27 protein-coding genes and 1 pseudogene are annotated in these 26,483 nt (G+C 57.4%); 14 read left to right on the forward strand and 14 right to left on the reverse strand.

The genetic code is table 11. The annotated features are described in order from the left end of the window. Nucleotides 1-2: 2 nt before the first annotated feature. The gene (locus tag ACYZT5_RS11485; protein WP_462052234.1) at nt 3-1,010 is read right to left on the reverse strand and encodes an Ldh family oxidoreductase; all 1,008 of its coding nucleotides are present in this window, start codon (nt 1,008-1,010) and stop codon (nt 3-5) included. A 236-nt stretch (nt 1,011-1,246) separates the two neighbouring features. Between ACYZT5_RS11485 and ACYZT5_RS11490 the strand changes: the two genes are divergently transcribed. The 4 genes from ACYZT5_RS11490 to ACYZT5_RS11505 all read left to right on the forward strand — a co-directional run bounded on the left by ACYZT5_RS11490 (nt 1,247) and on the right by ACYZT5_RS11505 (nt 3,360). Next, entirely contained in the window at nt 1,247-1,687 is a 441-nt protein-coding gene (locus ACYZT5_RS11490; RefSeq protein ID WP_462051202.1) for an Ohr family peroxiredoxin, read from the forward strand. Between the two features lie 76 nt (nt 1,688-1,763). Next, entirely contained in the window at nt 1,764-2,216 is a 453-nt protein-coding gene (locus ACYZT5_RS11495; protein WP_462051203.1) for an Ohr family peroxiredoxin, read from the forward strand. A 108-nt stretch (nt 2,217-2,324) separates the two neighbouring features. Continuing rightward, the gene (locus ACYZT5_RS11500; RefSeq protein ID WP_462051204.1) at nt 2,325-2,765 is read left to right on the forward strand and encodes an Ohr family peroxiredoxin; all 441 of its coding nucleotides are present in this window, start codon (nt 2,325-2,327) and stop codon (nt 2,763-2,765) included. A 133-nt stretch (nt 2,766-2,898) separates the two neighbouring features. After that, nucleotides 2,899-3,360, forward strand: a complete 462-nt coding sequence (locus ACYZT5_RS11505) for a MarR family winged helix-turn-helix transcriptional regulator (RefSeq protein WP_462051205.1) — start codon at nt 2,899-2,901, stop codon at nt 3,358-3,360. Nucleotides 3,361-3,395: 35 nt separating this feature from the next. Here the strand turns inward: ACYZT5_RS11505 and ptrR are convergent, their stop codons facing one another. Beyond that, complete coding sequence (gene ptrR / locus ACYZT5_RS11510; RefSeq protein WP_462051206.1) at nt 3,396-4,280, reverse strand: putrescine utilization regulator PtrR; 885 nt, start codon at nt 4,278-4,280, stop codon at nt 3,396-3,398. Between the two features lie 100 nt (nt 4,281-4,380). Between ptrR and ACYZT5_RS11515 the strand changes: the two genes are divergently transcribed. Then, nucleotides 4,381-5,772, forward strand: a complete 1,392-nt coding sequence (locus ACYZT5_RS11515; RefSeq protein ID WP_462051207.1) for an aldehyde dehydrogenase family protein — start codon at nt 4,381-4,383, stop codon at nt 5,770-5,772. A gap of 47 nt (nt 5,773-5,819) precedes the next feature. Here the strand turns inward: ACYZT5_RS11515 and ACYZT5_RS11520 are convergent, their stop codons facing one another. Then, entirely contained in the window at nt 5,820-6,191 is a 372-nt protein-coding gene (locus tag ACYZT5_RS11520) for a nuclear transport factor 2 family protein (RefSeq protein ID WP_462051208.1), read from the reverse strand. A 108-nt stretch (nt 6,192-6,299) separates the two neighbouring features. Here ACYZT5_RS11520 and ACYZT5_RS11525 point away from each other — a divergent pair, with 108 nt between their 5' ends. Further along, a complete protein-coding gene (locus tag ACYZT5_RS11525; protein ID WP_462052235.1) occupies nt 6,300-6,980 on the forward strand; it encodes a glutathione S-transferase family protein in 681 nt (226 codons plus the stop codon). A gap of 18 nt (nt 6,981-6,998) precedes the next feature. Here ACYZT5_RS11525 and ACYZT5_RS11530 read toward each other — a convergent pair whose 3' ends face one another. Then, entirely contained in the window at nt 6,999-7,943 is a 945-nt protein-coding gene (locus tag ACYZT5_RS11530; protein ID WP_462051209.1) for an aldo/keto reductase, read from the reverse strand. Next, nucleotides 7,930-9,216 (reverse strand): NTP/NDP exchange transporter, encoded by a 1,287-nt coding sequence (locus tag ACYZT5_RS11535; protein ID WP_462051210.1) that lies wholly within the window; start codon nt 9,214-9,216, stop codon nt 7,930-7,932. Before ACYZT5_RS11535 ends, ACYZT5_RS11530 begins: the two co-directional genes overlap by 14 nt. A gap of 85 nt (nt 9,217-9,301) precedes the next feature. Between ACYZT5_RS11535 and ACYZT5_RS11540 the strand changes: the two genes are divergently transcribed. The 3 genes from ACYZT5_RS11540 to ACYZT5_RS11550 all read left to right on the forward strand — a co-directional run bounded on the left by ACYZT5_RS11540 (nt 9,302) and on the right by ACYZT5_RS11550 (nt 12,653). Further along, the gene (locus ACYZT5_RS11540; RefSeq protein ID WP_462051211.1) at nt 9,302-10,090 is read left to right on the forward strand and encodes an alpha/beta hydrolase; all 789 of its coding nucleotides are present in this window, start codon (nt 9,302-9,304) and stop codon (nt 10,088-10,090) included. Between the two features lie 649 nt (nt 10,091-10,739). Then, nucleotides 10,740-11,855, forward strand: a complete 1,116-nt coding sequence (locus ACYZT5_RS11545; RefSeq protein WP_462051212.1) for a serine hydrolase domain-containing protein — start codon at nt 10,740-10,742, stop codon at nt 11,853-11,855. A gap of 291 nt (nt 11,856-12,146) precedes the next feature. Beyond that, the gene (locus ACYZT5_RS11550; RefSeq protein WP_462051213.1) at nt 12,147-12,653 is read left to right on the forward strand and encodes a LysR substrate-binding domain-containing protein; all 507 of its coding nucleotides are present in this window, start codon (nt 12,147-12,149) and stop codon (nt 12,651-12,653) included. 373 nt (nt 12,654-13,026) lie between these two features. On the opposite strand, the gene ACYZT5_RS11555 is transcribed toward ACYZT5_RS11550, so the two are convergent. The 3 genes from ACYZT5_RS11555 to ACYZT5_RS11565 are packed head-to-tail and all read right to left on the reverse strand — an operon-like array spanning nt 13,027 to nt 15,896. After that, nucleotides 13,027-14,055: an alpha/beta hydrolase gene (locus ACYZT5_RS11555; protein WP_462051214.1), complete on the reverse strand. Its 1,029-nt coding sequence runs from the start codon at nt 14,053-14,055 to the stop codon at nt 13,027-13,029. Nucleotides 14,056-14,080: 25 nt separating this feature from the next. Beyond that, nucleotides 14,081-14,641: a cyclophilin-like fold protein gene (locus tag ACYZT5_RS11560; RefSeq protein WP_462052236.1), complete on the reverse strand. Its 561-nt coding sequence runs from the start codon at nt 14,639-14,641 to the stop codon at nt 14,081-14,083. 31 nt (nt 14,642-14,672) lie between these two features. After that, nucleotides 14,673-15,896 (reverse strand): MFS transporter, encoded by a 1,224-nt coding sequence (locus ACYZT5_RS11565; RefSeq protein ID WP_462051215.1) that lies wholly within the window; start codon nt 15,894-15,896, stop codon nt 14,673-14,675. A 99-nt stretch (nt 15,897-15,995) separates the two neighbouring features. On the opposite strand from ACYZT5_RS11565, the gene ACYZT5_RS11570 reads away from it, so the two are divergent. After that, nucleotides 15,996-16,889 (forward strand): LysR family transcriptional regulator, encoded by an 894-nt coding sequence (locus tag ACYZT5_RS11570; RefSeq protein ID WP_462051216.1) that lies wholly within the window; start codon nt 15,996-15,998, stop codon nt 16,887-16,889. Nucleotides 16,890-17,163: 274 nt separating this feature from the next. On the opposite strand, the gene ACYZT5_RS11575 is transcribed toward ACYZT5_RS11570, so the two are convergent. After that, nucleotides 17,164-17,622, reverse strand: coding sequence for a winged helix-turn-helix transcriptional regulator (locus ACYZT5_RS11575; protein ID WP_462051217.1), 459 nt, complete (start codon nt 17,620-17,622; stop codon nt 17,164-17,166). Between the two features lie 137 nt (nt 17,623-17,759). Here ACYZT5_RS11575 and ACYZT5_RS11580 point away from each other — a divergent pair, with 137 nt between their 5' ends. Beyond that, nucleotides 17,760-19,043, forward strand: a complete 1,284-nt coding sequence (locus tag ACYZT5_RS11580; protein WP_462051218.1) for an MFS transporter — start codon at nt 17,760-17,762, stop codon at nt 19,041-19,043. Between the two features lie 95 nt (nt 19,044-19,138). Here the strand turns inward: ACYZT5_RS11580 and ACYZT5_RS11585 are convergent, their stop codons facing one another. Both ACYZT5_RS11585 and ACYZT5_RS11590 read right to left on the reverse strand, forming a co-directional pair. After that, nucleotides 19,139-19,459: a DMT family transporter gene (locus ACYZT5_RS11585; RefSeq protein ID WP_462051219.1), complete on the reverse strand. Its 321-nt coding sequence runs from the start codon at nt 19,457-19,459 to the stop codon at nt 19,139-19,141. Between the two features lie 81 nt (nt 19,460-19,540). After that, nucleotides 19,541-19,992 (reverse strand): annotated as a pseudogene (locus ACYZT5_RS11590) (carboxymuconolactone decarboxylase family protein). 215 nt (nt 19,993-20,207) lie between these two features. Between ACYZT5_RS11590 and ACYZT5_RS11595 the strand changes: the two are divergent. The 3 genes from ACYZT5_RS11595 (at nt 20,208) to ACYZT5_RS11605 (ending at nt 23,023) form a co-directional block, all read left to right on the forward strand. Next, the gene (locus ACYZT5_RS11595; RefSeq protein WP_462051220.1) at nt 20,208-20,828 is read left to right on the forward strand and encodes an FMN-dependent NADH-azoreductase; all 621 of its coding nucleotides are present in this window, start codon (nt 20,208-20,210) and stop codon (nt 20,826-20,828) included. A gap of 55 nt (nt 20,829-20,883) precedes the next feature. Continuing rightward, complete coding sequence (pdxR, locus tag ACYZT5_RS11600; RefSeq protein WP_462051221.1) at nt 20,884-22,302, forward strand: MocR-like pyridoxine biosynthesis transcription factor PdxR; 1,419 nt, start codon at nt 20,884-20,886, stop codon at nt 22,300-22,302. A gap of 121 nt (nt 22,303-22,423) precedes the next feature. Then, nucleotides 22,424-23,023 carry an LOG family protein gene (locus tag ACYZT5_RS11605; protein ID WP_462051222.1) on the forward strand — a complete coding sequence of 200 codons (600 nt, stop codon included), beginning with the start codon at nt 22,424-22,426 and terminating at the stop codon, nt 23,021-23,023. A 2-nt stretch (nt 23,024-23,025) separates the two neighbouring features. Here ACYZT5_RS11605 and ACYZT5_RS11610 read toward each other — a convergent pair whose 3' ends face one another. The 3 genes from ACYZT5_RS11610 to ACYZT5_RS11620 form a co-directional block, all read right to left on the reverse strand. Further along, entirely contained in the window at nt 23,026-24,297 is a 1,272-nt protein-coding gene (locus tag ACYZT5_RS11610; protein ID WP_462051223.1) for an epoxide hydrolase family protein, read from the reverse strand. 186 nt (nt 24,298-24,483) lie between these two features. Beyond that, nucleotides 24,484-24,900 carry an organic hydroperoxide resistance protein gene (locus ACYZT5_RS11615; RefSeq protein WP_462051224.1) on the reverse strand — a complete coding sequence of 139 codons (417 nt, stop codon included), beginning with the start codon at nt 24,898-24,900 and terminating at the stop codon, nt 24,484-24,486. A 207-nt stretch (nt 24,901-25,107) separates the two neighbouring features. Beyond that, nucleotides 25,108-26,439 (reverse strand): aminotransferase-like domain-containing protein, encoded by a 1,332-nt coding sequence (locus ACYZT5_RS11620; protein ID WP_462051225.1) that lies wholly within the window; start codon nt 26,437-26,439, stop codon nt 25,108-25,110. Nucleotides 26,440-26,483: the final 44 nt, after the last annotated feature.

The following is a 26,483-nucleotide window of genomic DNA, read 5'->3' on the forward strand; positions in this document are numbered from 1 at the left end:
CTTCAATCCAGCAGTGCCTTCAAGTCGTTGTACAAGGCTTCGGGAATCTGCACGCCCTCCACCAGACTGCGTGCTCGCGCCTCGTAACGCCGTTGCGAAGGCAAGCGTGCGCCCTGCTCTTGTATGCTCTGGAACATCACTTCGGCACGGGCCAAGTGCTGCTCGGTGGCCTCGCCAAGAAAGCGCCGCGGATCGAGGGCGATGATCAGCTCGCCGTGGTACGGCGATGACTTGCTGCCGGCGTCATAGGCCAGCGATTCGGCACTGGTCAGGTCACCGATCAACGGCCCGGCGATCAACTCCACCATGGCGGCCAGCGCCGAGCCCTTGTGCCCGCCGAACGTCAGCATCGCGCCCGCATCAAGCACCACGTTCGCATCGGTGCTCGGCTGCCCGTCAGCGTCCACACCCCAACCCTCGGGAATCGCTTGGCCGGCACGTCGATGCAACTCGATTTCGCCACGGGCAATCGCGCTGGTGGCGAAGTCGAACACAAAGGGATCCGTGCCCGAACGCGGCCAACCGAATGCGATGGGATTAGTCCCGAACACCGGCTGACTGCCTCCTGCCGGCGCGACCCAGGCATGGCTGGGACTACACGCCAGCGCCACCAGGCCGGCAGCGGTCAGCTGCTCGATCTCGACCCACAGTGCGGAAAAATGCACACAGCGATTGATCGCTAACGCCGCAATCCCGTTTGCCCGGGCTTTCTCCTCCAGTAATGGCAGGCCTGCCTGAAACGCCAATTGGGAGAAACCACCCGCCGCATCGACCCGCACGATCGAAGGGGCCTGGTCGACCACCCGTGGCTGGGCATCGGCCACCACCTTGCCGGCCCTGAGCGAATTTACGCATCCCAAAACCCGGTACAGACCGTGGGAGGCGCAGCCATCGCGCTCGCCGGCAATCACCGTGGCGGCCACCGCCTGAGCGTGGGCAAGGTTGAAACCGTTGTTCAGCAAGATCGATTCGGCCAGCTCGCGAGCTTCGGCCAGGGACAGTCGTTTCATCATCAACTCCTTGGACAGACCGTCCAGACTGGCCCATTCCAGACGCCACGGCTTGATCGCTTTAGGCCCGGTCGACGACGAATTCGGCATATTCCGCCGACAAACCATTCGTCGGCTGGACCTCACACCACCCCTTGACACCGATTGAGCTCTGCGCGAGTATTATTTCCATCGCATACGATACAAACGTATACGACAGACAAACACCACCTATTGAAACGTTGAGGATTCATCCCATGAGCAAGATCGAAAAAGTACTGGTTACCGGCAAAACCCACACCACGTTCAGCGACGCGACCCGTGCCCACGGCAACCTCGACATCGAGCTGTCGTCGCCAGGTGACGCAAAACCGGCCCACGTGTTCGCAGCCACCCAAGCGCACCCGACCGCCGAGCAACTGTTCGCCGGTGCATGGTCGGCCTGCTACATCTCCGCCATCGAACACATAGCCAAGGCGAAAAAAGTGGTGCTGCCGGCCGATGTGTCTGTCGACATCGAGGTCGATCTGGGCCAGACCGGTCAGGCTTACTTCCTTCAGGCTCGATTCTTTGTCCGCTTGCCGGGCGTTGAACACGACGTCGCAACCGCACTGGCGCACGCCGCACACGAACTCTGCCCGTACTCGAAAGCGACGCTGGGCAACATCGACGTGGCGCTGAACGTCCTGACGGCGTGAAGATCGATTTAATCCATTAAATATGTCGCATGCGATATAAGCGCATACGAAATCAGTAGAAACTTAGGAAATCATCATGAGCAAGATCGAAAAAGTACTGGCCACCGGCAAAACCCACACCACCGTCAGCGACGCTGGCAACACCTCGCGCGGCCATGACGGCAGCCTCGACATCATCCTGTCGACGCCTGGCAACGCCAAGCCAGCCCACGTGTTCGCCGGCACCCAGCCGCACCCGACCGCCGAGCAACTGTTCGCCGGCGCATGGTCGGCCTGCTACACCGCCGCCGTCGGGCTGGTGGCCGGTGAGATGAATGTGGTGCTGCCGTCGGATTTGTCCGTCGACATCGAAGTCGATCTGGGTCAGACCGGTGCGGCCTACTTCCTTCAGGCTCGATTGACCCTGCGCGTGCCGGGTCTGGCGCACGACGTTGCGACGACACTGGCGCACACCGCAGATCAAATTTGCCCGTACTCGAAAGCGACGCGGGGTAACATTGACGTGGCCCTGAACGTCCTCACGGCTTGACGCACCGCGCGGCGTTGCTATCGATTGGCACTGTCGATACGCCACATATATCGTATGCGCTTAAAGCGCATACGAATCACAACCCAACAAAACGATGAGGACTCAACCATGAACAAGATCGAAAAAGTCCTGGCCACAGGCAAAACCCACACGACGTTCAGCGACGGTGGCAACTCTTCCCGCGGCCTCGACATCCAGCTCTCGTCGCCTGGAAACCCGAAACTGGCACACGAGTTCGCCGCCATTGTGCCGCACCCATCCGCAGAGCAGCTGTTCGCCGGCGCATGGTCGGCCTGCTACACCGCCGCCGTCGAGCTCGCGGCAAAAAATATGAAGGTGACGCTGCCGCCCAATCTGGCCATTGATATTGAGATCGATCTGGGCCAGACCGGTCCGGCCTACTTCCTCCAGGCCCGACTGAGTCTTCGCGTGCCAGGCTTGACGCAAGACGTCGCGACGGAACTGGCGCACGCCGCAGACCAAATCTGCCCGTACTCGAAGGCGACGCGAGGCAATATCGACGTGGTCATACACGCCCTGACAGCATGATGCACCGTACGACCGGTTCGACTTTCGCCGTCGAACCGGCCGCCACCGTCAGTTAGAGTCGTTTCGACACAATCGCATACGAGGTATATTTCACTTTTTGCGAGCCATCAGTCTTCGGCCAAAGAGGATGTACATGAAACCCACTGACAACGCCGCCCCCGACAACCTGAAGCTCTCCGACTTCCTGTGTTTTGCGGTCTATTCCACGAACCTGGCTTTCGGCAAGGCTTACAAGCCGATACTCGAGCAGCTTGGGCTGACCTATACGCAATACATCACCATCGTCGCGCTCTGGGAGGAAGACCATCAGACCGTCGGCAGCCTGGGCGAAAAGCTGTTTCTCGAATCGAACACGCTGACCCCGATCCTGAAGAAGCTGGAAGCGATGGGCTTTTTGCAAAGGCAGCGCGATCCCGAGGACGAGCGCCAGGTACGGATCAGCCTGACGAAGAACGGTCGGCAGCTGCGCGAAGGCCAACCGGAAATGGGCCTCGCCGACGCGACGGGCCTGACACTCGACGAGTTCACGACCCTGCAGAAGGCGATCGTGAAGCTGCGTAATAATCTGATCAAGTCGACGAAAGCCGGGGAATGAGCCGGCATACCGGTCTGGACATTCTCGCGCGCGAACTAGCGCACCGCCTCATCCCGCACCACCCCGCGCTCTTCCAGCAAGCGCACAAACATGGTCAGACTTTGTGACACCGTCCCCCGGCGCCACACCAGCCAGGTGCGCAAATAGCGGAACGATTCCGACAACGGCCAGACGCTCACCGTGGTGCATCCGGGCATGCTCTCGAGCATGCTGCGGGGCATCAGCGCCAGGCCTGCACCGGCGCTGACGCACGCCAGCATGCCGTGATAGGACTCCATTTCGAAAATCTTGCCGGGTACTGCGGCGTCCTTGGCGAACCAGCTTTCGAAGTGGTGGCGGTAGGAGCAATTGGAGCGGAAGGCATAGATGTTTTCACCGTTAACATCTCCCGCGCGATGGATCGGGGAATGGTTGAGCGGTGCGATCACCACCATTTCTTCCTCAAACGCCGGCACGCCTTCCAGTGCCGGGTGCAGCACCGGTCCATCGACAAACGCTGCCGCCAGCCGGCCAGACAACACCCCGTCGATCATGGTCCCCGACGGGCCGGTGGACAGATCCAGCTCGACCTTGGCGTGCTTCTGGTTATACGCGGCCAACAGTTCAGGGATACGCACCGCAGCGGTGCTCTCCAGTGACCCCAGGGGAAACGATCCCTGCGGTTCTTCGCCCGCCACAGTGGCGCGGGCCTCCTGGACCAGGTCGAGGATGCGCCGTGCATAGTCCAGGAAACTCCAGCCGGCCGGCGAAAGGCGCAGACGGCTCTTCTCGCGGATAAACAGGTCCACGCCCAGATCCAGCTCCAACTGCTTGATCCGCGTCGTCAGGTTCGAAGGCACCCGGTGGATGTGCTGAGCGGCCGCGCTGATACTGCCGTGCTCGGCAACGGCTTTGAAAATTTCGAGCTGAACCAGATCCAAGTCATTCTCCAAACGTGAACGATATGCTCAGTATTATTCAGTTTCCAGAAAACAAACGCCACCGTAACCTGAGCGCATCCCCACCTCGCAGGACGGTGCCATGACCCAAGTTTCCAGCCTCAACCATGCCATTTCGATCAACCCCGCCACCGGCGAGCAGATCGGCCTCTACCCTTTCGAATCCGCATCGGCACTGGACGCCGCCCTTGCCCGCGCCGCTGCCGGGTTCCGCGTCTGGCGCAGCAAACCCGTTGATCAACGCTCGCAGTTGTTGATCGCCCTGGCCCAGGCATTGCGCGACAACACCGCAGCAATGGCGAACATGATCACGCTGGAGATGGGCAAGCCGATCACTCAGGCGCGCGGCGAAATTGAAAAGTGTGCGCAGCTCTGCGAATGGTACGCCGAACACGGCCCCGCCATGCTGACTGCGGAACCGACGTTGGTTGAAGGTGGCAAAGCGCGCATTGAATATCGCCCGCTCGGTCCGATTCTCGCTGTGATGCCGTGGAACTTCCCGATCTGGCAGGTCGTGCGCGGGGCCGTTCCAGCGTTGATCGCCGGCAACACCTACGTGCTCAAACATGCGCCAAACGTGATGGGCAGCGCTTATCTGCTGCGGGAAGCCTTCAAACGCGCCGACTTTCCCGAAGGTGTCTTCGAGGTCATCAATGTCACGCCGGACGGCGTCTCCACCGCGATTGCTGATCCACGTATCGCTGCGGTGACCCTCACCGGCAGCGTGCGAGCCGGCATGGCCATCGGCGCTCAAGCCGGTGCGGCGTTGAAAAAGTGTGTACTGGAACTGGGCGGCTCCGATCCCTTCATTGTGCTTAACGATGCCGACCTCGACGAAGCGGTCAAAGCCGCCGTGATTGGCCGTTATCAAAACACCGGGCAAGTCTGCGCGGCCGCCAAACGCCTGATTGTCGAGCAAGGCATCGTCGAGGAATTCACACGCAAGTTCGTCGAAGCCACGCAAAAACTGGTGGTCGGCGATCCACTGGCCGCCGACACTTACATCGGTCCGATGGCTCGCTTTGATCTTCGTGATGAACTGGATCAACAGGTGCGCGATACCCTGGAAGAAGGCGCAACGTTGTTGCTGGGCGGCAAGAAGGCTGAAGGCCCGGGCAACTTCTACGAGCCAACTGTCTTCGCTGATGTCACTGACCAGATGACCTCGTTCAAGCAGGAATTGTTTGGCCCAGTAGCCTCGATCATCACTGCGCGCGATGCAGCCCACGCGCTGGAACTGGCGAATGACAGTGAATTCGGCCTCGCCTCAACCATTTACACACGCAACGTCGAGCTTGCCCAGCAGATGGCCGGTGAACTGGAAACCGGTGGCGTGTTTATCAATGGTTATTGCGCATCCGACCCGCGTGTCACCTTCGGCGGCGTGAAGAAAAGCGGTTTTGGCCGTGAGCTCTCGCATTTCGGTGTACGCGAATTCTGCAATGCCCAGACGGTGTGGCTGGATCGGCGCTGATTGCCTTCAGTTGCCTGGGAGTTTTTTGGTTCCCAGGCAACTGCGCTCTATTCGTTCAGGTAATACACCTTGTTAACAATCATCCAGCGTTCATTGATTTTCAGTAACGACAGATAATCCGTGAACCGCATACCGACGTAGTCATCAATGACTTTCACGGCGGCGGCATCGCCCGTTACATCAACGCTAACGGTTTCCCAAAACGGTTTGACCTCTTTGGCCGCCGGGCCCTCGGCCTTGATCGCGCTGATAAAGTCTTCCAGCGATAACCATTCCAGTTCTTTATGGTAGTGGCCGATGATGCGACAAGCGGGATGAAAAGCCTGTCGTAGCAAGGCTTCGTCGGCGAATACCATGCCTTCTACATAATTGCGCACCACAACACTGATGTGCTCTTTATCCATCGATTGAGCAGTCATGGCATACCTCCAGCTTTCTCGTCCAACCTAAAAAGTCTAGCACTGCGTTTCGAACCAATCCGGACGGCGACTATGCTGATGGAGGCCACTTCTTGTGAGGCGCTGAAGATGTCGCTGACTCTTTACTATCATCCGCTGTCATCGTTCTGCCACAAAGTGCTCATCGCGCTCTACGAAAACGCTGTCGAATTCGAAAAGCGCATCATCGATCTCGCGAACGATGCAGACAGAGTAGAGCTGCAAGCGCTATGGCCGATCGGCAAATTCCCGGTCATCCGCGACCACACTCGCCAGCGCAACGTGGCGGAGACCACGATCATCATCGAATACCTGGACCGGTTTTATCCAGGTGCACATCCGCTCATTCCCAACAATTGGGACACCGCGCTGGAGGTTCGTCTGTGGGACCGTATCTGCGACCACTATCTGCAGGGGCCGCTCCAACAGATTGTCTTTGATCGCATGCGCGCCGCTAACGGCGATTTGACCAGAGAACGTTCCACGCTACAGACGGCGTACGGCATGTTCGACCGTCAGATGGCGTGCAGAACCTGGGTCGCCAGTGACGATTTCAGCCTGGCCGATTGCGCCGCCGCCCCGGCACTTTTCTATACCAGCACGCTCGAGCCGTTCCCCGACAACCATGACCATTTGAAAGCCTATTTCGACAGGCTGATGAACAGACCCTCCGTTCAACGGGTCATTGACGAAGCCAGGCCCTGGTTTTCGTTTTATCCGTTTGCTGAGGCCATCCCGAAGCGCTTCCTTCTGGCGCCGGACAACACCTGACGGCTCTCGCAAACGCGCCTACCCCACCACGTCAATCAACTGCTCGCGCTGCGCCCCCGTCAGCATCGGGCCGAACCCGGCACGCGCATTTTCCGCCATGTAACGCGGGTTGCCGGTGCCGGGGATGACGCAGGTCACCGCCGAATGCGTGAGCAGGAACTTGAGCGCCAGTTGCGGCCAGCTGTTGACGCCCACTTGCGCGACCCATCCCGGTAGCGGCTTGCCCTTCAAGCGGGCGAGCAAATCACCGCCGCCGAATGGCCGATTGCAGATCACCGCCACGCCTCGCTCGCGACACAGCGGCAGGATGCGTTTCTCGACCCCGCGATCGTCCAGGGCATAGTTGATCTGCAAAAAGTCCAACGGCTCGGCCTTGAGCACCGCTTCCACCTCGTCATACGCCGACGCCGTGTAATGGGTGATGCCGATGTAGCGAATGCGACCTTCTTCCTTCCATTGGCGCAAGGTCGGCAAATGGGTTTTCCAGTCCAGCAGGTTGTGAATCTGCATCAGGTCGATACGGTCGGTCTGCAGCAGTTTGAAGGACTGTTCCATCTGCGCGATGCCCTCTTCGCGGCCACGGGTCCACACCTTGGTGGCCAGGAAGGCCGGCGAACGTGGCTCATGAATCGACAGCAGTTCACCGGTCGTCTGTTCGGCGCGACCGTACATGGGTGAACTGTCGATCACCGTCCCGCCCTTCTCGAACAATGCACTGAGCACGGCTGGCAGCTGCTTGTAGGCGGGGCTTGAAGGCTCGACATCAAAGCCGCGATACGTGCCCAACCCGACGATCGGCAATGGCTCGGCGCTGGATGGAATGGCCCGGGTCAGCATGTTCTTGCCTCCTGTTTCCGTCGACGGCGTAGATGCTGCAAAGGCCGGATCGAGGGTGAAAACCGCCGAAACTCCGGCAGCCAGCGTGAGTATTTTTCGACGCGTGTAGCCATCAGTGTGGCTCATGGAATTGTCCTTCCACATTTTTGCTATCAGCCCTTTGCTCCTGCTGCCTGGCCAGCCACAGGCATAACCCGCCCCACAGCCCGGCAAACGGCACGATCACCAGCGCCACCAGACCGAAACCGGCTCCCAGCGCCGTCAACCCGGCGGACAGCCAGCCACTGGCGGCATCTCCGCCGCGATACACCAGGGTTTCGATCACATTCTTGGCCTTGTATTTTTCTTCCCGGCTGACCACCGTCCACAACACTTCTCGCGCCGGACGCACGATGGCGAACTCAACCGCACGGCGCAGCCCCTGTGCCAGCGCCACGGTTGCAGGCATGGGCGCCAGGGCCATGGCGGCGAACGCCACGATTGTCGCCAACGGCAATGCTGCAAGCGCCCCGCCGATACCAATCAGACGGATCAACGGTGCCGTCAGCATGAGCTGAAACATCAAGGTCAGTGCCGACACGATCAAATCGACGACGGCGAAGAATTGCGTCCGGCTGGCCACATCAGCATAGCTACCGGCGACAATTCGCCCCTGTTCGAAATACAACAAGGTCGCCGCGCTGGTGTGCAACAGCATGAACAACACCAGCCCCAGCAGATAAGACGAGCGCAGAATCAGCGTGATGCCGGCGAGCATGCTGCCACCCATGCGCCGATCATCCAGCGACCGTATGCCTGCCTGCGACGCGGTACGGGACAACAGTGCCCGATAGCAGCGCACCGCGACCTCCAGCAGCACCGCCGCGGCGACGGTCAACGCCATCGGGCCAAACCGGGTGGCCATGGTCGCAGCCAGTAAAGGCCCGATGAACGTACCCAGCGTTCCACCGGCCGCGATGAAGCCGAACAACCGCCGCCCTTGTTCGCTGGAAAACCGGTCCACCAGCACGCTCCAGAAGATGGAGACAATGAACAGGTTATAGATACTGATCCAGACGAAAAACACGCGGCCAACCGCCACCGGCGCAACGTGATGGGCGATCAACACACCAAACACCAGCATCGATAAGGCGATCAAGCGATAGATCAACGGCACGAAACGGGTGGCCGGCAGCCGCGAAACCAGCGCACCAAACAATGGCACCATCAGCAGCATCACCACGAAAGTGGCCGTGAACAGCCACTGCAACTTGTCGGCTCCGCCTTCAAGACCCAAGGCATCGCGCAGCGGTCGTACCAGGTAATAGCTGGCCAGCACGCAGAAATGGAAGGCGAAACCCAGCCTCAGCGCCGCTCTTTCGGAGGGCAGAACGTTGAGCCATTTCACAACGTTGGGCATGGGTGCCCTCCCGGTGCGTCGCGCTATCGGTCTACTACACTCTGACAGCGATCAAGCGATAGCCGTCTTCCGGCCAGAGCCGTCAATGCCGCCCACTAAAGTTAGCCGAATGTCACGAACACTGGTGTCCCTCCTCGTCATCGTTGCCGTCGTGTATCTGGCGCTCTGCGCTGCGCTGTTCATCTTCCAGCGCGCCCTCATCTACTACCCGCAACCTCGCGCTGTCGGCACATCGGCAACGCTGCTCACGCTGTCAGTCGCCGACGCGCAGGTGCTGGTGTCCGTCAGACCGCACGCGGGGCCCAACGCGTTGATCTATTTCGGTGGAAATGCCGAGGACGTCTCCCGGAGCCTGCCTTCGTTTTCCGAAGCCTTTGCCGATCACGCCCTCTACTTGCTTCACTACAGAGGCTACGGTGGCAGTTCCGGATCGCCCTCCGAGGAGATGATTTCGCGCGACGCCATGACCTTGTTTGACCAGGTCTACGCCACCCATCCACACATTACGGTTGTCGGTCGCAGCCTGGGCTCGGGCGTCGCCGTGCGCCTCGCCAGCCAACGCCCGGCGGCGCGTCTGGTGCTGATCACGCCCTACAACAGTCTTGAAGAACTCGCCGCCCGGCAGTTCCCCATTTTCCCGGTGAAGTGGTTGCTCAAGGACACCTTTGAATCCTGGAGGTACGCCGCCCACATCACGGTGCCGACGCTGTTGATCGCGGCTGAGCACGACGAAGTGATACCGCGTTCCAGCACGGAGCGGCTCTTCACGCATTTCGCCAATGGGGTGGCGTCGCTGAAGGTCATACCGGGTACGGGGCACAACTCAATCTCCGAGAGTCCGGAGTATCTCAAGGTCTTGGGTGGTGGTTTGTAAGTGGCCGCTTTCGGCCAAAAGCTGTCATTCGGGTGTGTCTATAAAGCCAGAGGTGATTCAATATTTAATCACCAGTCAATAACTACGATCTCAACCACTCGGTAGCCGTGATGCCTTTGGGCCTGACGTTGAAGAGCCAGGACTTTTTATGATGCGTAGTGGCGTGATCGATCAATGGCCATGATTCCCCTCCTGCAACTCTAACAATAAGTGAAGGTCGATACTCACCCCTAGTTGTCTCAAATTTTTTACAGGAATAGCCAATCGGAATATACAGTAGTTTTTTGCCTCAAATTGGTATTTCGAAATTACATGTTTTTGATGATTTCAATTTGGAATATTTGATCCGATGACTATATTGATCAAGCGGAATTCCGCATAACCAACAGATGACGCTATGAGTGGATACACTGAATAGTTCATTGAGGCCCGCCATGAAAATAATAATTTCCAACAGCGCGATCAAGTCAATAAAAATTTGCAGCTTGCTTATCGGCAGTTTACTTTGGCAGGAAGCTTATGCCAGCCCTCTTATGGCTTGCTATGGTTATATGATGCACTCTTGCCCAGAACCGGTCGATAGAATTATTCCTGACCCTAAAAAAAAATTACCTGGAGTCAGAGTGAAAGGGTTGTTGGTTCTAAAAATATGTACCACCTTTATGGTGGTGATGTTTTTTTTAGCTCCGAAAATAACATACAAAAGCTACCGGCCGGCCAATCTATTTCAAATGTGGAATATAAGTTAGACAACAAAAAACTTGGCATTAGTGACTACCTAAAAAATCAAAGCGCTGCGGGATTGCTGGTAATAAAGAACGGCAAAATTGTCCTTGAGCATTACGGTAACAGCGTTAATGAGACGACGCTTTGGGCATCCAGATCAGTTGCTAAATCCATTGTATCTGTACTCATTGGTGCGGCGATAAAAGACCATGCCATCGAATCGGTTGATACGTTGATCACGAAATATATTCCCGAGCTAGAAGGTACGGCATGGGAAGGAGTAACGCTGCACCAACTCATGCAACATACTTCCGGCATACAATGGAGTGAGGATTACGCTGATCCCAATTCCGATGTTTCCAAGATGATTTTATGCGAGACCACTAAAGATCCTTACAGTTGTATCCTCTCGCTCGTTAGCGGCCTCGCCCGAAATCCCGGTGTAAAACCAGGAGAGCGCTGGAGCTACAACACTGGTGGGGCTTGGCTGGTAGGTTTGGTTTTGGAACGTGCAACCGGAATGACCATCGCCAAATACTTGGAGAAAAAAGTGTGGCAGCCAGCTGGAATGGAGCGAGACGGTGTTTGGTATGCGCTTAAACCTGGAAAAGTTGATATGGGTGGCCATGGCTTCAACGCAACATTGCGAGATTGGGGTCGCTTCGGTCTGTTTGTGGCCAATAATGGCGTACTTTCTAACGGCGAACATGTCCTGCCTAGCGACTGGATAAAGCGTTCTACGGATTGGACTAACGCAGACGGATCCGTAAAGTCATGGGCTCCGAAGGGTCAGTATGGATATCAGTGGTGGTATATGGGCTTTGCGCCCGGTGATGAGGCTTCCTATGCACCTACAAGTACCTTTAATTCAGACGAAACCTTTTGGGCCTATGGCATTTTCGGCCAAGCGATCGCAATCAATCAGAAGGAAAATTTGATTATGGTCCAGTGGTCCACTTGGGAGCACGCTGAAGGACCTGATGTGTTGTATGGCGAGCAGGGTGTTTTCTTCAACTCCCTGATTCAAGCGTTGCATTAATGCATTAAAATGAGGAGACCCTAATCCCATCTTTCAGTGGGTGCCTGACACCTACCATGGGCAAAAATCAAACTTTTTCAACGTACACCCCGAGGGGTTAATCTGACTCCTGCCGGAAAGCTATATTTTGTCGCAGTCAATAAAGGCTTCCAGACGCTGATAGATGCGGGAAATGCCATTGGAGAGAAGGACCAAGAGCGGTGGATAAGTATCGTATGCGCCCCTGCTTTTGCTTCAAGGTGGCTTACCCCAAGGTTGAATGCACTGTCTCAAGCGTGCCCGGCCATGTGAATGTCCATTGAACCAGTCACCCGCATCACGGATGCCGTAATTCGCAGTGCGGACCTTTGCATTACTTATGGCATGCCCGATGAATTTGTATTTCCCCACAAGCTGCTCATCCAGCCAGCCGTGTTCCCTGTTTGCTCACCTTCCTACTTGGATAGGGCAGGCAAATGTGGTGACGTTAAATCTCTTCTTTCTCGAGAACTCATTCACGTAGATGACGGTGAGTGGTGGCGAATCTGGCTTAGAGCTTCTGGTGTGGATGTTGATATTAAGGCAGCTACTGCCCATACGAGTAATGACATAGCTCTCACGATAGCCGAACAAGGCGCAGGAATTGCGCTAGCAACTCACCTGCTCGTATCAGAGCAACTTAAGACTGGCCAGCTCTTGAAAGCGATAGATGTCTCGATATCTATCGAATTTTGTCAGGCGGTAACTCCGTCGTCGGACATTCATCCTGACGTCAAATGGATTATTGACTGGATTGAGCGCAGTTTGTCTATCCAATAACTTGAGCGGCTTTCTGCGCTTTATGAGTGCACTGAAGTCCCTCTGGCTGATAGCGGCCCCAGCGAGAGGTCGCAAACGACTGACTTTGTTAAAAAAGTAGCTCCCCTGCTTGGGTGTGGAAAAGTCTTTCATTGGCCAGTTGGGAGGCCGTCGCTTTTACTGGTCTGGAGCATTCCTCGTGGATACGAGAAGGGGGTCGAATCCCTATCCCCACGTATGCTTCGCAAAGGTAATCCAACGGCTGCATTCGGCCAGAAGCGGACATTCACGCATCGCTAAATACCTTGGATAAACGACATGAGGGAGCCTATCTGATTGCTGCAAAAACCTCACTTTCGTGAGGCTCATTTGCGAGGGAAACCCGATCAATCGATTACTTCAGGTTGCTCTGAAAAAAGGTCGTCAGCTTGTCAAAGGGAATGAGATTGACACGGTCATAGAGGTCGACATGACCAGCGCCTGGAATGATGACAAGCTCCTTGGGTTGACCGGCCAACTTGTAGGCCTCTTCGCTGAATTCCCTTGAGTGCGCATCTGCGCCTGCAATGAACAACATCGGACGAGGTGAAATCGTCTCAATGTCATTGAACGGGTAGAAGTTCATGAACTTGATGTTGCTGGCCAGCGTCGGGTGCGTCGTCAGTTCCTTCGTCGAGCTGGGTGGCGTGTACTCGCCGCGCGGTGTGCGGTAGAAGTCGTAGAATTCACGCTGGATAGGATGCGTATTCTCGTCCAGTTGATGCACCGTACCGCTGGTGTAGCGGGTTTCACCGCCAGTGAACTCCACATAACGTTGTTGCGCTGCTTGCGCGATGATGTCTTTACGTTGCCCAAGCGTCTGTGAATGCTTCAATCCATTGCGATTGGCTGCGCCCATGTCATACATGCTCACGGTTGCGATGGCTTTCATGCGTGGATCGATCTTGGCCGCACTGATCACGAAGCTGCCGCTGCCACAAATCCCGATGGCTCCAATCCGCTCCCTGTCAATGAAAGGCTGGGTACCCAGAAAATCCACCGCCGCGCTAAAGTCCTCGGCATAGATATCCGGCGAGACAGCGTTGCGAGGTTGTCCCTCGCTTTCGCCCCAAAACGAAAGGTCCAGGGACAGCGTCACGAAGCCCTGCTCCGCCATTTTCGTGGCATAGAGGTTCGCGCTCTGCTCCTTGACCGCACCCATCGGATGGCCGACAACGATAGCGGGACTCTTCGCGCTGCGATCCAGATTTTTGGGCGTGAAAAGATTCCCGGCCACGTTCATTTGGTATTGGTTTTTGAACGTGACTTTTTGCACGGTCACTTTTTCGCTCGTATAAAAATTATCGGCGCCGTTAGACATATCCGCTCCTATTGCTGAAAGTGAACTGACAAGAAGCGTGAGTAGAAGAATGATTTTTTTCATTGGAAACCCTATTCATGTGCAGAAATTAGTCTTTGGAAAACACGACCCGCACATCACGCAGACCTAGCGCCTGAGACAGGCCGACAGGGTCGTCCACACGACCGAGGCGCGTGTACGAGTACGACGAGTTGAAGGTCAGGTAGAAGACCACCAGCGTGTCCGTGCCATACAACATGAGATCGCCATTGCGCAGCGTTCCTGGGGCACTCGCATGGGTGGGCAACGCTTCAGGAAGACTGGCGAATTTCTCATTGCTGTTGAGATCGCTCATCTCCAACGTCAGCGCAAGCATCGCGGCAAACGCGCGAGCGGTATCAGAGTCGGTCAAAGTAATGGCGAAACGATGCTCGCCGACGTCCATCCACATGCGTGTTTCCTCCAATATCAACGACGCCGATGCGGCATCTTTCGCAGCTGTTTCATGTGAGCCAGATGCAGGATGTTGGCGGGCTTCGTAACCGCCGATTAAAAGCATTCCATACAGCAATCCCAGCCAACGCAGGCCCTTCAGGCTCCAGACTCGGCGGTGCTCGATTGCTGAGGCGAAGATACGCAGATCGTTAATAGGGGTACCGAGGCTGCTCATGGTCATGACGTCTACCTGCTCTGTGCGTGGCTCAAGTGGCCTGGGGTGTTTTCGAGCGCGAAGTCAAAGCAGTCAGAAAAGCCCCAAGTAGCAGTACGGCTGCGCTCGCCACGAAAGTGCTCTGATAGCCGCTGCTATCGAACAGCAGACCGCCAACCGTAGAGCCCATAGCGATGGCTAACTGAATCACGGCCACCATCAGGCCGCCGCCGGCCTCAGCATTCCTGGGTAGGGCTTGTGCAATCCAACCCCACCAGCCCACAGGCGCCGCCGTAGCTACGAGCCCCCATAGACCGAGCATCACAGCAACGGCAAGTACCGAGGTTCCAAAGGGAATCAATGCCAAGGCGATCCCGGCCATCAGTAAGGGAATGGTGACGAGTGTCCGAAATAGCCCACGCCGCAGGAACGTGCCAATAATCAGGGTGCCGATGAAGCCCGCTCCGCCAATCACGAGCAAGATCATCGACAGCGTGGTTACGTCAACCTGCGTCACTGTTTCGAGGAACGGCCGCAAATAGGTGAACAGAGCGAACTGCCCCATGAAGAACGCGGCGCACCCGGCCATGCCCAGCGCCACGGACCGGTGCTTCAGCAGTTTGAAGACATTGCCGGAGCCCGGCGTACGCTCATCCGCCTTCATGACCGGCAGGCTGGTCCATAGCCAGATCAGCGCGATCGCCGCTACCGGCACCAAGCAGAAAAAAGCGCCACGCCAACCCATGACCGAACCCAGATAGCTGCCCAGTGGTGCGGCAATCACTGTCGCCAACGCGTTACCGCCGTTGAAGATGGCCAATGCCTTCGGCACCTGGTTGGCAGGCACCAGGCGCATGGCCGTTGCAGCGGACATGGACCAAAAACCACCGATCACCACGCCGATGAGCGCACGGCCGACCATGTACGTCAGATAGTTTGGCGCCATCCCGACCACGACACCGGATAGAGCCATCAGCCCGGTCAGCGCCAGCAACAACGTTTTGCGGTCGAAGGTACCTGCCAGCCCCGAAATCGACAAGCTGGTCAGTACCGCGAATGCCCCGGAGATCGCGATGCCCTGCCCTACCAGCCCTTCAGTGACATGAAGATCAACGGCTATCGGTGTCAGCAGGCTGACGGGCATGAATTCCGACGCGATCAGCGCGAAAACGCAAAGCGTCATTGCAAAGACCCCGCTCCAGTAAGCGGGTTGATCATTTACCTCAGCCATTGGGAAAACAGTAGCCATCGGGGCCTCATTTTCATTCGTATTCATGAATGGAATGGTGAGGTACGGACTTTCCACTGACTAGCTAATGAATACTTAATGAGGCTATAAGTAAGGCTAATCAATAATCTGCAGGGCTGATGCAATATGGTCAGAAGAAACCTTAACGACCTGCTGTCTTTTGTCACCGTGGCGCGCGAGGGCAGCTTCACTCGCGCTGCCTCGATCCTGGGGGTCACCCAATCTGCGCTGAGTCAGGCCATCAGCGGCCTGGAAGCGCGCCTCCAGATCAGGTTGCTCACACGTACCACGCGCAGCGTCTCGCCTACAGTAGCGGGCGAGCGACTGTTGCAAGCCATCGGCCATCGCTTCGATGAAATAGAAGCGGAACTGGATGTACTGACGGAACTGCGTGACAAGCCAGCCGGGACTGTGCGAATCACATGCGGCGATCACGTCCTGCGCAAAACACTGCTGCCCAAGCTCACTCCATTGCTCCACGAATATCCGGATATCGAGGTCGAGTTCGACGTCAATTACGGATTCAGAGACATCGTGGCTGATCGTTTTGATGCGGGTGTGCGGTTGGGCGACACCATCGACAAAGACATGATTGCAGTGCCCATAGGGCCGCCATTACGGATGGCGGCCGTTGCCGCGCCAGCTTACTTTGCCACTCGTACTGTTCCCAAAAACCCACGCGACTTGATGGACCATCGCTGTATCAACCAACGCATGCAGACATCAGGCGGGCTTTACGTGTGGGACTTTGAGCGACGCGGCAAGCAGGTGAACGTCCGCGTAACCGGACAACTCACTTTCAATACGTCCGTCCACATAGTGGATGCAGCATTGTCGGGATTGGGAATTGCCTATCTGCCCGAGGAGGAATTTGAACCACATCTTCAGGAAGGTAGGCTGATGCGAATACTCGATGACTGGTGCCCCCCGTTCGCTGGATACTATTTGTATTACCCCAGCAGGCGGCAACCTTCTCCGGCATTTTCGCTTGTTTCCAGAGCACTGCGCGAAGGAGTCTAGAGGCGGAGAATCGCAGACTCAGTACTTGGGTAGAGCAGAGTCTATGCATCATCCTTCTTCGTTGATGGTAGCGACGATGCTGAGACGACCGAGTACAGAGGCCCGGCGCAATCAATTGACAGACAAACATCTGACGTCCGCCTTGGCTCGATTACTGGTCCATCGTGACCGTCAGCAATCGGCCAAAAGCCGACATGCTCTTGTCAACTACGCCCAGCACACTGACTCTAATTCCCCCAGCGTCGTTCTGGTGTGAGGCAAGTCTGCTGTCGATTCACGACTCGCCGTCAACAAGTCTCACTCTGTGGCAGTCAGACGGTCCAAGTTTTTGACCGTTTGATGAGCGAACATCAATCGGCATCAGAGGCTGGCCGGACTCGTTGTCCATCAGCACAGAACGCGTCTCCTGTGGCTTGAACAGGAAACGTTCGCCCCACTGCCTCATACTGACCACAACCGGAAAGATCTCCCGTCCTTTGTCCGTAAGGACGTACTCCTTGTAGGCGCTTCCATCTGACGCCGGTTGAACGTCGAATACCCCGACCTCGACCAACGTTTTCAGTCGCGATGCCAGAATATTTTTGGCCACGCCCAAACTCTTTTGAAATTCGCTGAATCGGCGAATGTCATCAAAAGCGTCGCGGATGATCATGAGCGACCAGCGATCCCCAATGGCCTCCAGTGTCCTTGCTACTGGGCATTCGCTGCTTTGCGGTGAAGCGTCTTCGACCATCTTTTTGACCTTCCGGAATGTGGATTTGCCAAGTCTGTCCACCAGCCTGGTGCAATATGGTTGCAATTTAAAACCGGATACAGCAACAATTGAATCCAGTTTTTAATTGAAACCAGTTTAACGCCATGGAGGTGTACATGACAGCAGATGCCGACTCAGCCACCAAACGGTTCTCCAGGCAGCCTTCGGGATTACTGCATTCGGATACCGGAGAAAGCAGCAGGACCGACCGGTCACCAGGGCTTTCTCCGTCGCTCACGTTATTGTTTTCTGTCACCTGCGCGCTGGCAGTAGCCAACGTTTACTTCGCACAACCGTTACTCGATTCAATGGCTCAGAGCCTGGGTGTGGCCTCATCAATGATCGGAATTGTCGTGACTGCTACTCAGGTTGGTTACGCGTTGGGGTTGCTGTTCATCGTCCCGCTGGGCGATTTGGTAAACCGTAAGCGACTGATTCTGACTCAGGTACTGCTGTCTGCGGTTGCACTCGCGGCGGTCGGCGCAGCACAGCAATGGCTGGCCCTGTTGGGTGCCATGATCGTGATGGGCTTACTGGCAGTGGTTGTTCAAGTACTTGTGGCATACGCCGCCGTGTTGGCCATGCCATCACAACGCGGGCATGCAGTGGGGACGGTAACCAGTGGAATTGTCCTGGGCATTCTTCTGGCGCGGTTTACCTCTGGCCTGATTGCGGACATCGCGGGCTGGCGCGCCGTTTACTTCGTGTCCTCAGGATTGATGCTGACCATCGCGGCGGTGCTGTGGAAAGTGGTTCCTGTCACGGCGCCGCCAAGGCACCAAGACTCCTACCTGACGCTCATAGGTTCGGTCTTCAAACTGTTCATCACCGAACGCACGTTACGCGCCAGGGGCCTTCTGGCCTTACTGATCTTTGCCGCTTTTTCCGTGCTGTGGACATCCATGGTGCTGCCGTTGAGCGCCCCGCCGCTGTCGCTTTCACACACTGCAATCGGCATGTTTGGATTGGCCGGCGTCGCCGGTGCCCTTGCTGCCAGTAGAGCCGGTCGCTGGGCTGATCAAGGCCTGGCGCAACGAGTTACCGGCATTTCGCTGGGGCTCCTGACGCTTTCCTGGCTGCCCATCACTTTTGCCGAAACGTCACTGATCGCTCTGGTTTGCGGCGTAGTACTGCTCGACTTCGCGGTGCAAGCAGTACACGTCACCAACCAGAGCCTCATTTTTGCTGCACGACCCGACGCCCAAAGTCGCATGGTCGGCGCATACATGTGCTTCTACTCGGTCGGTAGCGCGCTGGGAGCCGCGGCCGCGACCCAGGTTTATGCGCTATGGGGCTGGAGTGCTGTAAGCCTACTGGGCGCCTTGATCAGCGCTACTGCCTTGGTTCTGTGGTTTCTCACGTTTCATTTTTCAACGACCAATCAAGGAAGATCAGCATGAAAGCCAGGCACCTACTGCTCGCCATCTCGATTACTGCCATAGCTGTGCTTCGCGACGGGCAGCAATCGGCCACAAGTGGATGAAAACGCCGGTCCTCAATTTCCCGAGACCAGCCGCAGTCCAATAACACCCGCCAAAATGAGCACGATGCAAGCTATCCGCAGCGCCGTCGTGGCGTCGCCCAGCAGCACCATGCCCAGAATCGCGGTGCCTGCCGCTCCGATCCCGGTCCAGACCGCGTAGGCGGTCCCTACGGGCAGTGTTCGCAGCGAGAGTGAAAGAAGAAAGACGCTCGACAAGCCAGTGGCGGCCGCCAAGAGTCCAGGGGTTAATCGCGTGAAACCGTCAGAGCCCTTCATGTAGAAGGCGAATGCGATTTCGAGGATGCCGGCGATGCCAAGTAGTGCCCATGCCATAGTGATCGTTCCGTTGGTTGACTCGCCAAGCGTTACGGCCCGGCGAGACGGGGTGAGCGTTCTAGTGACTTATGGGGTACTTCAAGCGTTGCCGGCAGCCGCAGGCACCGAGCGGAACGTAATGCCGAGTCGATTGAAGGCGTTCATCAATCCGATCGCATAAGTGAGATCAGTCAGTTCTTTATCACTGAACTCGGCAGCAGCGGCTTGATAGTCTGCCTCGGGCCCGTTTCAGCGACGCGAGTGACTGTTTCCGCCCAACTGAGTGCGATGCGCTCACGGGTGCTGAACACGTCACCGGCATCGCGCCATACGGGCACTAATACGAGTTTTTCTACGGCAACGCCGAGCTTGATCAGATCGCGTGAATGCATGTCGATGCAATAAGCGCAGCCATTGATTTGCGAAACCCGAAGGTAGACAAGATCGATCAGTTCGTGTGACAGACCGCTATTTTGAAGGTAGACGTACACCCCTCCAAAAGCCTTGTAACCATCAGGTGAAGCCTTGGCGTAGTCGAGACGATTGCTCATGATGAATCCTTGTAGTGCTTGGTTGAGGGACTCCATCGTGCTGCGGCTTGGTCTATTTGATAAGGTCCATGATCAGCCTTGTGTTCTGGGCCATGATCATCACCACCCCTAACCCTCATGGCCCAGTGTCAAACTCCATTCATGGACCTTTGGTCTGGGTCATACGCTTCCTAGAATGATTCCCTCAAACACGCCACTTCAGAAACGGGTGAATCATGAAAATCCTCCACGTGACTTGCAGTCCTCGCGGGCACACTTCCGAGAGCTACAGACTTTCTAAAAACATTATTGGGTGTTTACTCAACAACGATCCAACGGCGAACGTGATAAACCGAGTGGTGGGGGGTGATGTTCTATCGCAGGTGGATGAGCCTTACGCGATTTCCCAACAGTCGTCCGCAGACGTCTCTCAAGAAGGTTCTATCGCCCGCTCGGAAGAACTGATTGAAGAACTGGAGAGTGCCGATGTCGTGGTCATTGGAACGCCTATGCATAACTTCACCGTACCGGCTGCACTGAAGCTCTGGATCGATCATATTGCTCGCGTTCGTCGCACGTTCAATGTCGGCCCGGAAGGCAAAACCAGCCTGCTGCGCGACCGTCCGGTTTTTATCGCCGTGTCATCGGGCGGAAGATTTTCAGGGGAGCACCCACGTCAGCCAGACTTTCTGACGCCGTATCTAAAAGCCGTGCTGGGCATGATCGGGCTGCATGACCTGACGTTCTTCTCTGTTGAAGGCACAGCCTTTGGCCCGGAGGCGGTAGCGCAGGCCCGGAGCAAGACAGACCAGGCGCTGCACGACTATTTTTTGCGCCAACGTCATTTGGCTGGCTAATGCTGGCAGCGCTTTTGGCGCAGACTGAGCGCGATGGAATGTACGGGCGAGGCTAATGGCAACTCAAATCAACAGTTTTTCACCCCTCGATCCAGCCTCCACGGAACCGATTTACCGGCAAATATATTGGCGGTTCCGCGGCGCGATCACTGACGGCGCGCTCACACCGGGGGACCGGATTCCTGCGGCCCGGGCACTGGCGAAAGAACTTGGGCTGGCAAGAGGAACGATCGATACCGCGTACTCACTCCTGACCGCCGAGGGGTACATCCAGTCTCGTGGTCAGGCAGGCACGGTCGTGGCGCCGGGGATCAACGTCCGGGCGTCTTCTGCCCCCACCGAGCACCCCTTCGGTTCAGCGGGAAGCCCTTCAATCAGGCAAAAGGCACCGGTGCTGCCCTTTCAAATGGCACTGCCCGCGCTGGACGCTTTTCCAAGGAAAATCTGGTCGCAAATCGGCGCACGCTGCGTGCGTGCCACCCGGATCCCGGACATGGCCAATCCGTCCGTCTATGGACTGGAGTCGTTGCGCACCGCGATTGCCACCTACCTGCAGGTCGCGCGGGGAATTACCTGCTCGCCCTCTCAAGTGTTCATCACGTCGGGCTACCGAAACACCCTGGCGTTGATCGCCTATGCACTTCTTAAACCGGGAGATCGCGTGCTGGTTGAAGACCCTGGATACCTGCCCACCCGCCAGTTGCTGAAACATCTTCAGATGGACATTGCCCCCGTTCCGGTCGACCAGGACGGCATGCGTGTCACGCAAGGTGTGAACAGCTCGCCCGACGCGCGTGCGGCTGTCGTCACCCCGGCCCATCAGAGCCCGCTGTGCGTGTCGCTGTCGCTGCCACGACGCCTGGAGCTGCTGGAGTGGGCGAGCCAGCAGCAAGCCTGGATTGTCGAAGACGATTACGACGGCGAGTACCGCTACATCAGTCGCCCGTTGCCCGCGCTCAAGAGCCTGGATCGTGAGGGTCGGGTGCTCTATTGCGGGACCTTCAGCAAGGTGCTGTTTCCTGGAATACGGCTCGCGTACCTGGTTGTACCGCCAGCGCAGGTCGAACGATTCGAAGACGTCAGCCAGACCTTCCTGGGCGGTTGCCCGGAACTCACGCAAGCCATCGTCGTGACGTTCTTGACCGAAGGTCATTTTGCTCGCCACATCCAGCGCATGCGAAAACTCTACGGCGAACGCCGGGAGGCGACCGCGAGGGGGCTGAAGAAGGCTCTGGGCGATCACATTCGCATTGATGCGCAGCCGGGCGGCATGCACCTGATCCTTCGACTGACGGCACCGCAATCCGACAAGTCGCTGGTCGAGCGTCTACAGCACGCGGGGATTTATGCAGAAGCCCTGACCGACTGGAGTATCCGTGGCCAGACCGACTCTGCGCTGCTGCTCGGGTTCGCGAACATCGGCTCGCAAGACGCCGCCGAACAGCTTGGCAAACGCATTCTGGAATTAATGTAAAAGCATCGGCGCTGCACACCTGTCGAGGGCTATGGCCCAGTCCATCAGCCAATTCTTGGATCTTTTTCGCGGGTCCAGGCGTGCGCATCATGGGGGCTGACCTTCCACCGGGAATACTCCGATGCCCACGCCTCCCCCGCTTCGCAGCCTTGCTGTGTTCTCTGGCTCCAATTTCGGCTTCAACCCCGAGTATGTCGAAGGCGCCCAAGCCTTGGGCCGGGAAATCGCAAAACGCGGAATGCGACTGGTCTATGGCGGCACCAATAAGGGTCTGATGGGCGTCATGGCAGATGCTGTACTCGCCGAAGGCGGTGAAGTCATCGGCATCATTACTCGCCTGCTGTTTGACCTCGGGCATCTTCATGGCGGACTGACCCGGCATGAAGTGACGCAAGACATGCGCAGCCGAAAGACGCGCATGAGTGAATGGGCCGATGCGTTCATTGCGCTGCCTGGCGGCCTGGGGACATTTGAAGAGTTGTTTGAAGTCGCGACCCTGACTCAATTGGGCGAACACCACAAAGGCCTCGGCTGCCTGAACATCGACGATTTTTTCAATCCGGTTCGCAGCCTTCTCGACCATGCTGTGAACGAAGGTTTCATGAAAACCGAACACAGCGAAATGCTGATCTTCCACACCGATCCGTCGGCGCTGATCGATGCGCTTGAACAGTGGCAAACCCCCACCGTCACGAAATGGATTGGCCCCAAGGGTGTTTGAACTTAGCGCAGCGATCGGAACGCCACGCGAAGTTCCTCGGTAAAGAGCTGCGGCTGTTCCCAAGCCGCGAAGTGGCCGCCCTTGTCGGCCTGGTGGAAGTAGATCAAGTTGCGATAGGCGCGCCGTGCCCACGTCTCCGGCGGGCAGTAGACATCCTCTGGAAACACAGTGACGGCCACCGGCAGCGAGATCTCGGTGGTCTTCTGTGCGACCGAAGAAAGCGGGCTTCGCCCCCTGTTCTCCCAGTAGAGCCTGGCTGCCGAGGCGGCGCTATTGGTCAGCCAGTAGAGCGTGATGTCGTCCAGCACTTCATCCTTCGTCGGCGACTGTTGGGGGTCGGCGCCATAAGTCCACCGGGCAAAGCCTGGATGCACGAGCAGGAGCGCCGCGAGGAAGGCCGGTGAATCCGTCGCGCCGTAACCGATCATCTGCGGCCGCGCGGCCATCATTGTGCTGTACGCCAGGTTCCCTTTTTTGACGAGCGTGGAGACGGCGTCATAGGTCGCGCGCTCCTCCTCGGAAAATCCCGCCGGCGCCGGTCCTCCGACAGCGAGCGCCGCGCTCGCTTCCGCCGGTATCGTGGCCGGCAGGTTAAGGTGAATGCCGCGCAATCCGGCCGGCGCCTGGCGTGCCATCGCGCTGGTAATGGGGGCGCCCCAGTCACCACCCTGGGCGACGTAGTGCGTGTATTCGAGGCGCTGCATCAGCTGCGCCCAGACCCGCGCGATGTGATCCGGATCCCAACCGATACCACTCGGCTTGCCGGAGAAGCCGTAGCCGGGGATGGACGGAATCACCACTTCGAATGCATCGGCGGCGTTGCCCCCGTGCGCGGTCGGATCGGTGAGCGGACCGACGACCTTGATGAACTCGAACACGGAGCCTGGCCAACCGTGGGTCATGATCATCGGCAGAGCGTTCGGGTGCGGGGAGCGCACCCAGATAAAGTGGATATCGACTCCGTCGAGGGTGGTCACGTACTGCGCCAGGCCATTGAGCTGCGCCTCGGCCTTGCGCCAGTCATAGTTCGTGCCCCAGTAGCGAACCAGCTCTTGCAACTGCGCCAGTTGTGCGCCTTGTGATCGATCGGAAACCGTCTCTTTGTCCGGCCAACGGGTCGCCGCGATACGGTTGCGCAAATCGGTGAGTTCCTTGTCCGCAACCTTGACGTGGAAGGGTTGAATGGCTTGGGGATCGGCGGCGGGAGCTGCGTTGGCGAGGGCCGAGACGCAAAGCGCGAGGGTAGCGATAACAACCGCGAATGTAGGCTTCATCTTCATTGCCTCAGTTGAGGGTCACGATGAGTTACGAATTTGCGCTTATCGGTCACCGTGCACATTGCAGGAAGACGCCTTGCCAGCCAGTCAGAGAATGCATGGGGCACGTGAGCCATATCGCAAGGGCGAAACGCTGAGCTTCACCCTTGCGATGCCTTGCCCAAGTTGCCTAACAGGACAGGCTCAGATCAGGTTGATTTCGACGTTGATGTTGCCCCGTGTGGCTTTGGAGTACGGACACAGCTTGTGCCCTTCATCCACCAGCGCCCGGGCTGTTTCGCGATCCATTCCCGGCAGGCTGATGTTGAGGCGAGCCTGCAGGAGGTAACCGCCTGGGTTGGTGCCCAGGTCAACTTCGGCGTCAATGGCCAGGTCAGGCGGGAGCGTGACCTTCATTTTACCGGCAGCGACCTGCATCGCACCGATGAAGCAGGCTGACCACCCCGTGGCGAACAACTGCTCCGGATTGGTGCCATCGCCCTTGGTGCCAGGGGACGAAAGCTTGACGTCGAGTCGTCCATCATCACTGCGTGAAGCGCCATCCCGCCCACCTGTGGTGTGGACTTTGGCGGTGTACAGTACTTTTTCGATCTGGGTCATGATGATCTCCTGATTGAAAATGCTGGATGAAAAAGATTGCCCTTCGTGACCGTATCAACCAGTCCTTCTTGCTTGATGGATTCGCCACTCGTCAGGGCGCTTGTGTTACCTGCAGCGGACTGGACCTTTCAATATAGACGTCGTTGGTTACCCTCGTACGCCGCGCAAGAGGGGAACAAAAAAAGATGGTGGGTGGGCGACTTCGGGCTATGAGTAAGCGCCTATTACCCACTTAACTTTTTCAAGCGCCTCACGCAGTGCGCCCATCTCTGCTGACCCCAACGCCAGGCGAATCGCATGCGGGACATGAGCAGAAGTGGCAAAAGGCTCGGCGGTTGAAACCGCCACTTTTTCACGCATCAGCGCGCCGGCAATCTGGTCAGCCCTTGCATCATCAGACAACGGCAGCCAAAGAAAATAGGACGACGGGTGACGAACGCACTCAAGCCCCGCCAACACTTCTGCGGCCATGGCTTGCCTGGCCTGTGCATCCCGGCGTTTTTCAGCTTCCAACTGCATGACCGTGCCATCGTCGAGCCAGGTGCTCGCGATCGCCGTCAACACGCCCGGGGTATTCCAGGTGGTCGCCCTGATCGTTCGCTCCAACGCAGGCACTTTTTCGGTGGGGGCGGCGACGAAACCTACGCGCAATCCGGTGGCCACACTCTTGGAGAGCCCTGAAACGTAAACGGTCCGCTCGGGGGCGAGTTGCGCTAACGGTGCAGGCGGGTCCTCAGCAAGGAAGGCATAAGCCGCGTCCTCGATGATGAGCAAGTCATGCCTGCGCGCAATCGTCACCAGCGACTCGCGCTGATCGGCACTCATGACCCATCCCAACGGATTGTGCAGCGTCGGCATCGTGTACACCGCCCGCACGCGGCGACGAACGCACAGGCTGTCCAGCGCCTCCAGGTCAGGTCCATGTTCAGTCACGGGAATGGGCACGATTTCAAGGTGCAAGGCTTCGGCCAGCACGATGAATCCTGAATAGGTCAGCGCATCCGCTGCAATCACATCACCGGGTTGCAGCAGCGCCATCATTGTCACGGCCAGCCCATGCTGGGCACCACTGACCACTAACACTTGCTCGGCATCCACCGTCAGTCCTCGGGCGAGCAAATGCCGCGCCACCGAGGCGCGCTCATGCGCACGGCCGGCGTGTGGCTGGTAGCGCAACAGGGACTCCAGATCACCGCCCGACGCGAGTTGGCGCAGCGCATTTCGCAAGAGTTCCGCCTGCCCGGGCAGCGAGGGATAGTTGAAGTTGAGGTCGGTCATTCCAACGGCAACGTTTTTCTGGTCGATACCCAAGCCAGGCGGCAACGAAGTCTCCCGTATGAACGTGCCTCGCCCCGTTTCCCCACTGACCAGGCCCATGGCTTCGAGCTCTGCATAGACCCGAGTGGCGGTCACCAGCGCCAGCCCTTCTGTCGCTGCGAGTTGACGGTGCGTCGGCAATCGCGTGCCCGGCAACAATCGTCCGGACCGGATGTCAGCCGCAAAAGCATCCACTAATGACTTGTACCGTGAGCGAGGCATGTCTAGATGTATCCATGACAATTTTTTGATTGTAGTGACCGTCG

This window comes from Pseudomonas sp. LB3P14 (assembly GCF_054898045.1).